The organism is Deinococcus sedimenti, assembly GCF_014648135.1.
In the GTDB taxonomy this organism is placed as follows: Bacteria; Deinococcota; Deinococci; order Deinococcales; family Deinococcaceae; genus Deinococcus; species Deinococcus sedimenti.
The window spans coordinates 498,419-505,362 of record NZ_BMQN01000002.1 but is presented as its reverse complement, the minus strand read 5'-3'; the positions used below and the strand labels follow the sequence as shown (position 1 = coordinate 505,362).

Here is a 6,944-nt window from a genome sequence, read left to right as displayed (position 1 = left end):
ATCAAGCAGCTGCGTGAAGCGGGCGTGCAGACGCCCGTGGTGGGCGGCGACGGTCTGGACAGCGGGGAGCTGCCGGTGATCGTGGGCGAGGCGAACGCGAACAACATCTACTTCACGACGGTGGCCGCGCCCCTGAGCGCCCTGCCTGCCGCGAAGGTCTTCGCCACCAACTACAAGAAGACCTTCAACGACGACGCCCAGGGCTTCGGGGCGTTCGGGTACGACGCGGCGAAGGTGGTCGTGCAGGGCGTGCTGAACGCCGTGCGGGCGAACAAGAACAAGGTGCCCAGCCGCGCGCAGGTGGAGAGCGCGATCCGCAAGGGCAGCTTCACGGGCCTGCTGTCCGGCAACGTCAGCTTCAACTCCGCCGGGGACCGCAAGGCCGCGACCCTGTACGTGATGAACGTCACCGCCGGGAAGTTCAAGCTCAGCACCAGCATTCCCGTCAAGCCCGTCAAGCAGTAAGAACCTGCGGGAGGTGTGTATAGACGCACTTCCCGCCGGGACACCCACCTCCCCGTACCATCCTGGGGCCGGGCCGCGCGCCCGGCCCCTTGCCGTGAAGCAACCGGGTGTTTGATCGGCAGGGCCGGACAGCGCACCCGCCGCGCTTCGTGAACAGCGATACTCTTCAGGTTAACTGACGCAAAACTGACCGATTGCCCAGCTAGACCATCACGGGACTGCCCCGTGACGTCCGCCCCGCGTATTTCCGTTTCCTGTGGCGCCGCCCCACCCCCCCTGCACCCGCACCGGCCCGCGCCCTCACCCCACGAAAGGAGTTGAGCTGCCTTGGAACTGTCCACTCTGCTGCCCTTCCTGGCGAACGTGATCGTCGGTGGGCTCGTGCTGGGCTTCGTGTACGCCATCATCGCCCTGGGTTACACCATGGTGTACGGCGTGCTCCAGCTCATCAACTTCGCGCACAGCGAAGTGTTCGTCACCGGAGCCGTCGTCGGCTTTGAAGTCTTCCGCGTGCTGGCCCCCGTCAATATGAACGGGTACCTGAAACTCCTGATCGCGCTGCTCGCCGCCATGACCATCTCCGGCCTGCTGAACGTGATCATTGAGCGTCTCGCCTACCGGCCGCTGCGCGGCGCACCGAAACTGGTGCCGCTGATCACCGCGATCGGCGTGTCCCTGATCCTCCAGGACGTCCTGCGCGTCATCGAGGGCTTCCAGGGCCGCTTCGACCTGACCTACACCCTGCCCAACGGGTTCGCCGCGCCCTTCTGCGGTCCTGAAAGCAGCTGCGTAGGCCTGGGCAAGTTCCTGACCGGGATCGGTGTCAGCCTGCAGCTCAAGGACGTCATCCTGATCATCGTGTCGCTGCTGAGCCTCGCGGTGCTGAACTACATCGTGAACCGCACCCGTATGGGCAAGGCCATCCGCGCCGTCGCGCAGGACCGCGTGACCGCCGGCCTGATGGGCATCGACGGCAACCGCATGATCAGCGCCACCTTCCTGATCGGCGGCGCGCTGGGCGGCATCAGCGGCGTGCTGTTCGGCATGAAGTTCGGCACGGTCAACGCCTACAGCGGCTTCATTCCCGGCGTGACCGCCTTCACGGCCGCCGTGCTGGGCGGCATCGGCTCGATTCCCGGCGCGGTGCTGGGCGGCCTGCTGCTGGGCGTGCTGGAGAAACTGATCGGCGTGTCCAACGTGTTCGGTGAACTGCTGGGCATCAAGAACCTCGCCGTGATCGACGACTCGTACAGCAAGCTCGGCGCGTTCATCGCACTGGTGCTGATCCTGATCTTCAAACCCACCGGTCTGCTCGGCAAGAGCAACGTGGAGAAAGTATGACCGCCACGCTCCAGAAGCAGCCCAGGGCCAGCGCGCCCGACCGTACGATCCTGCTGGTGCTGTTCTTCATCGTGACCAGCGCGTTCCTGCTCGTCTCGCACAACGGCGACCTGCTCAGCCAGATGGGAGCGATCGGCACCGCGTTGAAAAACCCCATCGTGGAAGCCCTAATGGTCAGCCTGTTCCTGGCGAACGTCCTCTTCGCGTACCTGTGGAAGGCCGCGCCGTGGGCGCGCGCTCTGGTGGGCGTCGGCAGCCTGCTGTTCGTGCTGCCCGCCGCGGGCCGCGAGGACACCAGCCTGCTCGACCTGAGCATCCAGATCATGATCTTCGCCGCGCTGGCGCTGGGCCTGAACATCGTGGTGGGCCTCGCGGGCCTGCTCGACCTGGGTTATGTGGCCTTCTTCGCGGTCGGCGCGTACACCTGGGGCATCGTGGGCAGCCCGCGCTTCGCGGAGATCCTGAAATACTTCGGTGAGAACCCGGGCGGCACGAACGCCGGGACGCTGGCCATCGGGCTGGTGCTGACCGTGGTCACGGCCGCGAGCATGCTGTACATCAACCGCCTGACGTCCCGCGCCGCACCGACCGCCGCGACCGCCTGGAGTTTCCGGCTGGCCAGCGTCGGTCTGGTCGCCGGGGTCATCCTGACGGTGCGCGCCATTCTGGTGCTGATGGCCCCGCAGGCCGACGGCCTGGCGAACGGCCTGAATGCCGGGTTCTTCTGGCTGTTCCTGGCGCTGAGTATCTTCGCCGCGGCTGCCGTGGGCGTCCTGATTGGTCTGCCTGTGCTGAAACTGAAGGGCGACTACCTGGCGATCATCACGCTGGGCCTGGGCGAAGTGATCCGCGTGCTGGCGAACAACCTCGACCTGTACTCGGCGGGTTCGCAGGGCATCACGCCTATCAAGAGTGCCTCGGTGCCGTGGTTCGACGCGGCGGCGGGCGCGCTGGGCTTCGCGCCGGATCAGTACTACCTGCTGTTCCTGTACGTGCTGGTGCTGGTCATGATCGGCCTGATCCTGACCGTGAACGTCCGCCTGGACAGGAGCCGTATCGGCCGCGCGTGGATCGCCATCCGTGACGACGAGGTCGCCGCGCAGGCCATGGGCGTGCCGCTGATGCAGACCAAACTGATCGCCTTCGCGACCGGCGCGAGCTTCGCGGGCGTGATGGGCATGATCTTCGCCGCGAAGCAGCAGTTCATCAGCCCCGAGAGTTTCGTGCTGAACCAGAGCATCGCGATCCTGTCCATGGTCATCCTGGGCGGCATGGGGTCCTTCCCCGGCGTGATCCTAGGCGCGGCCGTCGTGACGCTGCTGAACCTGCGCATCCTGCCCGGCCTGGGCGAGGCGACCGCGAACATCTCCTGGATTCCGCAGCAGGCCAACCCCGGCCAGCTGCAGCGCCTGATCTTCGGCGCGATCCTGGTCGCCATGATGCTCCTGCGGCCCGAGGGTCTGCTGCCCAGCCGCAGACGGCAGCTGGAACTCCACCACGACGACAACCAGGAAGACGAGAGTGCCCAGGGCAACGCGGGCGCACTCGGCACGGCCAGCGGCGACGTGTACAGCGCCGGGTACGCCCCGGCCAAGGAAGACGACAAGGCAGGGGGCAGCAGGTGAGCGGCAACATTCTCGAAGTGGCGGGCGTCACGAAGATCTTCGGCGGTCTGACCGCCGTGAACGAAGTGACCATGAACATCCCCGAGCGCAGCATCGTCAGCGTGATCGGACCGAACGGCGCCGGGAAGACCACCTTCTTCAACATGATCACCGGGATCTACGAACCCACGCGCGGCACCATCCGCCTGGGGGGGCGTGAACTGGTCGGCATGCGGCCCGATCAGGTGACGGAAGCCGGGATCGCGCGCACGTTCCAGAACATCCGCCTGTTCTCCACGATGACCAGCGAGGAGAACATCATGGTGGGCCGTCACAGCCGCCTGAAGAGCGGGTTCCTGGACGCCGTGCTGCGCACCAAGAAATTCCACGAGGGCGAGCAGGAGGCCCGGGACGCCGCGCGGATCATGCTGGACTTCGTGGGCCTGGGCAAGTGGCGGAACGAACTGGCGACGAACCTCCCGTACGGGGATCAGCGCAAGCTGGAGATCGCCCGCGCGCTGGCGACCACGCCGAAACTGATCCTGCTGGACGAACCGGCCGCCGGGATGAACCCCCGCGAGACCGAGGACCTGAAGGCCCTGATCCGCCGCGTGCGGGACGAACTGGGCGTGACGGTGTGCCTGATCGAGCACGACATGCGCCTCGTGATGACGCTGTCCGAACACATCACCGTACTGGATTACGGCAGCAAGATCGCCGAGGGCCTGCCACATCAGGTCCGCAACGACCCGCGCGTGATGGAAGCGTACCTGGGCCGCGGCGCCGCCGCCGGCGACTACGGGAAGGAAGAACGCCCCCATGCCTAAGCCCATGCTCGAACTCGACAACGTCCACACGTACTACGACCACATCCACGCCCTGAAGGGCATCAGCATGACCGTCAACGAGGGCGAGATCGTCGCCCTGATCGGCGGGAACGGCGCCGGGAAGACCACCACGCTGCGCACCATCAGCGGCATGATGAAACCCCGCACGGGCGCCCTGACCTTCGAGGGTCAGACCATCGCCGGGATTCCCGCCCACCACATCATGCAAAAAGGGATCAGCCACGTGCCGGAGGGCCGCCGGATCTTCAAGGACATGACCGTCCGCGAGAACCTCGACGTGGGCGCGTACACCGTCACCGACCGCGCGCTGATCGAGAGCCGCATCCAGGAGGGCTTCGGGTTCTTCCCGCGCCTGAAGGAACGCGAGCATCAGCTGGGCGGCACGATGTCCGGCGGGGAGCAGCAGATGCTCGCCATCGCCCGCGCGCTGATGGTCGCCCCGCGCCTGCTGCTGCTCGACGAGCCCAGCATGGGCCTGTCCCCGCTGTTCGTGGAAGCCATCTTCGACATCATCGTGAAGCTGAACAAGGAGCGCGGCACGACCGTGCTGCTGGTCGAACAGAACGCGAACATGGCCCTGCAGATCGCGCACCGCGCGTACGTGCTGCAGACCGGCGAGATCAAACTGTCGGGCAACGCCGCCGACATCGCCAACGACGAGAGCGTCCGCAAGGCGTACCTCGGCGACGAGTAAACCCGCGCTACACGGGCCGACCCTCCGGGAGACTGGGGGGTCGGTTCGTTTTTGAGAGGCAGTGGTGTTGGCAGCCATCTGCTATGTGCAGCAGCAGGTGAACAGCCGGTCGGTTAGGCTGGGGGCCGATGCGTCTCAAGATCATTCCGGTGCTGGCGGCCCTCCTCCTGAGCGGGTGCGTGCCGGTGCAGACGGTCGTGAATCCGGCCCAGTTGCCCGCGGCGACCGAGTACGGGGCGCACGCGAACCCGATGGAGTGGTGGTACGTGAGCGCGTATCTGCCCGCAGAGGGGCTGGCGCTGCACTGGGCGCAGTTCCGGGTACAGGACAGCCGCGTGCCGGTCCCACTAATGATCTCGCACGTGGCGGTCACGGAACTGCGCACGGGGCAGGTGACGTTCCTGGAGCAGCCCGCCGGGAGCGGCGAGGTGACCTCTCCCCCGCTGCGGGTGAGGCAGGGCGCGTGGACGCTGACGCAGGCGGGGCCGGAGCCGACCGCGCCGCTGAGCCTGAAGGCCGGGCCGCTGGACCTGACGCTGACCCCGGTGAAGGGGCCGGTGCTGCACCCGCCGGGGTTCAGCGGCAGTGCTGATACGGGCGTGCTGTTCTACCAGGGGATCACGCGGCTGGACCTGGCGGGCACCGTGAACGGGCGCGCGGTGCGGGGGCAGGCGTGGCTGGATCACCAGTGGGGGAACCAGATTCCGGGCCGGTCGGCGCTGTGGGACTGGTTCAGCGTGCATCTGAACGGTGGGCGGGACCTGATGGTGTACCGGGTGCGGCGCCCGGACGGATCGGTGGCGCAGCTGATCGGCAGCGTGGTGGAACCGGACGGGCGCGTGCGGGCCGTTTCGGGCCTGCGTGCCGAGCCGGGCGAGGTGTGGACCAGCCCCACCGGGCGTACCTACACGCTGGGCTGGCGGCTGGTGTCCGACGAGTTCGACCTGAGCGTACGGGCGGTGCGGCGTGAGCAGGAACTGCTGAGCCGCTCCACCCGGATCGCGTACTGGGAGGGACCCATCGAGGTGACGGGCACGTGGGCCACCGCGCCCGCTGCGGGGACCGGCATGATGGAACTCGTCAGTGGGACGTGGTCCCCGTGAGGTTCATCGGGGCGTTCGGGTTCCGGCCGCGCGGGCGGAGTTCACTTCTTGCAGGTGAGGTTCACGCGGAAGCTGGGGTCCTTGGCGTAGTTGACGGTCTTGTACAGGGTGCTGCCGCCGCGCCGCAGCGCCGTGACGTCCACCGGGACGATGAGTTTGACCGGTGGGTTGGCCTGGAGTTGCTCGTTGGTGGGCGTGCCGCCCTGCCAGGAGAACGGGAGGTCCATGACGAGGCCCGCGCCGGGCGGCAGGTCGGTCCGGGTCTTGAACGCGGACGTGATCCCGCTGAGGCCGAGTTCCTTGGTGCTGCCGTCTTTCAGGGCGAGGCTGACGCCGTACTCGATGCCGGTGTTCGAGAGGTTGAGGAGTTGTTTGCCGCCGTTGCGGATCTCGGTGGTGGCGACCCAGCCGTAGTAGTTGCCGTTCCGGTCGTCCGGGACGTATTTGATGGCGGTGACGCGCAGTCTCCAGGTGCCGTTGAACAGCCATTCGTTCAGGCAGCCTTCCGCCGCGCCGAGCTGGTTGCTGCCGCCCGCAGCGGTCAGGGCTTTCTGCAGCTGGTCCAGGGCGACGTAGGTGCGGCCGCCGACCTTGACGGTGTCGAGGGTGGTGGGCTTCCCGCCGATGGTAAGGGTGGTCTTCTGCGCGGCGGCGGTGCTGACGGCGGTGAGGCTGATGGTGGCGAGGAGCAGTGTGGTCAGGGTGCGGGTCATGGTCGGTCCTCCTGTGTGGTGCTGGGCTGAGGGGAGTGTGCGCCGGGGGGCGTTGCAGGGGCGTTGCGTGCGGGACGGGAGTTGCGGCACCATTCTTAAGCCGCAATAAACTTGACACGACTGCACTCAAGTTTCAGAATGGTGGGAGATTGAACGTCCCAGATCCTCACCCCACG

Annotated in this window: 7 protein-coding genes; 6 read left to right on the top strand and 1 reads right to left on the bottom strand. The window is 66.9% G+C overall.

The window, feature by feature from the left end:
* The 6 genes from IEY69_RS09210 to IEY69_RS09185 all read left to right on the top strand — a co-directional run.
* A partial coding sequence (locus IEY69_RS09210; protein WP_189072818.1) for an ABC transporter substrate-binding protein occupies positions 1–465 on the top strand: 465 nt, incomplete at its 5' end.
* Positions 466–792: 327 nt separating this feature from the next.
* Complete coding sequence (locus IEY69_RS09205; protein WP_189072817.1) at positions 793–1,806, top strand: branched-chain amino acid ABC transporter permease; 1,014 nt, start codon at positions 793–795, stop codon at positions 1,804–1,806.
* Positions 1,803–3,431 (top strand): branched-chain amino acid ABC transporter permease, encoded by a 1,629-nt coding sequence (locus IEY69_RS09200; RefSeq protein ID WP_189072816.1) that lies wholly within the window; start codon positions 1,803–1,805, stop codon positions 3,429–3,431. Before IEY69_RS09205 ends, IEY69_RS09200 begins: the two co-directional genes overlap by 4 nt.
* Positions 3,428–4,237 (top strand): ABC transporter ATP-binding protein, encoded by an 810-nt coding sequence (locus IEY69_RS09195; RefSeq protein WP_229783785.1) that lies wholly within the window; start codon positions 3,428–3,430, stop codon positions 4,235–4,237. The genes IEY69_RS09200 and IEY69_RS09195 overlap by 4 nt, the downstream gene beginning before the upstream one ends.
* Positions 4,230–4,952: an ABC transporter ATP-binding protein gene (locus tag IEY69_RS09190; protein WP_229783784.1), complete on the top strand. Its 723-nt coding sequence runs from the start codon at positions 4,230–4,232 to the stop codon at positions 4,950–4,952. Before IEY69_RS09195 ends, IEY69_RS09190 begins: the two co-directional genes overlap by 8 nt.
* Positions 4,953–5,080: 128 nt before the next feature.
* Complete coding sequence (locus tag IEY69_RS09185; protein WP_189072815.1) at positions 5,081–6,055, top strand: lipocalin-like domain-containing protein; 975 nt, start codon at positions 5,081–5,083, stop codon at positions 6,053–6,055.
* Positions 6,056–6,096: 41 nt separating this feature from the next.
* Here the strand turns inward: IEY69_RS09185 and IEY69_RS09180 are convergent, their stop codons facing one another.
* Positions 6,097–6,768, bottom strand: coding sequence for a hypothetical protein (locus tag IEY69_RS09180; protein ID WP_189072814.1), 672 nt, complete (start codon positions 6,766–6,768; stop codon positions 6,097–6,099).
* Positions 6,769–6,944: the final 176 nt, after the last annotated feature.

What these genes read in the sequence shown, in the direction of transcription:
- IEY69_RS09200 (WP_189072816.1), top strand. Translation starts at nt 1,803, where the DNA reads ATGACCGCCACGCTCCAGAAGCAGCCCAGGGCCAGCGCGCCCGACCGT.
- IEY69_RS09180 (WP_189072814.1), bottom strand. Translation starts at nt 6,768, where the DNA reads ATGACCCGCACCCTGACCACACTGCTCCTCGCCACCATCAGCCTCACC.
- IEY69_RS09190 (WP_229783784.1), top strand. Translation starts at nt 4,230, where the DNA reads ATGCCTAAGCCCATGCTCGAACTCGACAACGTCCACACGTACTACGAC.
- IEY69_RS09185 (WP_189072815.1), top strand. Translation starts at nt 5,081, where the DNA reads ATGCGTCTCAAGATCATTCCGGTGCTGGCGGCCCTCCTCCTGAGCGGG.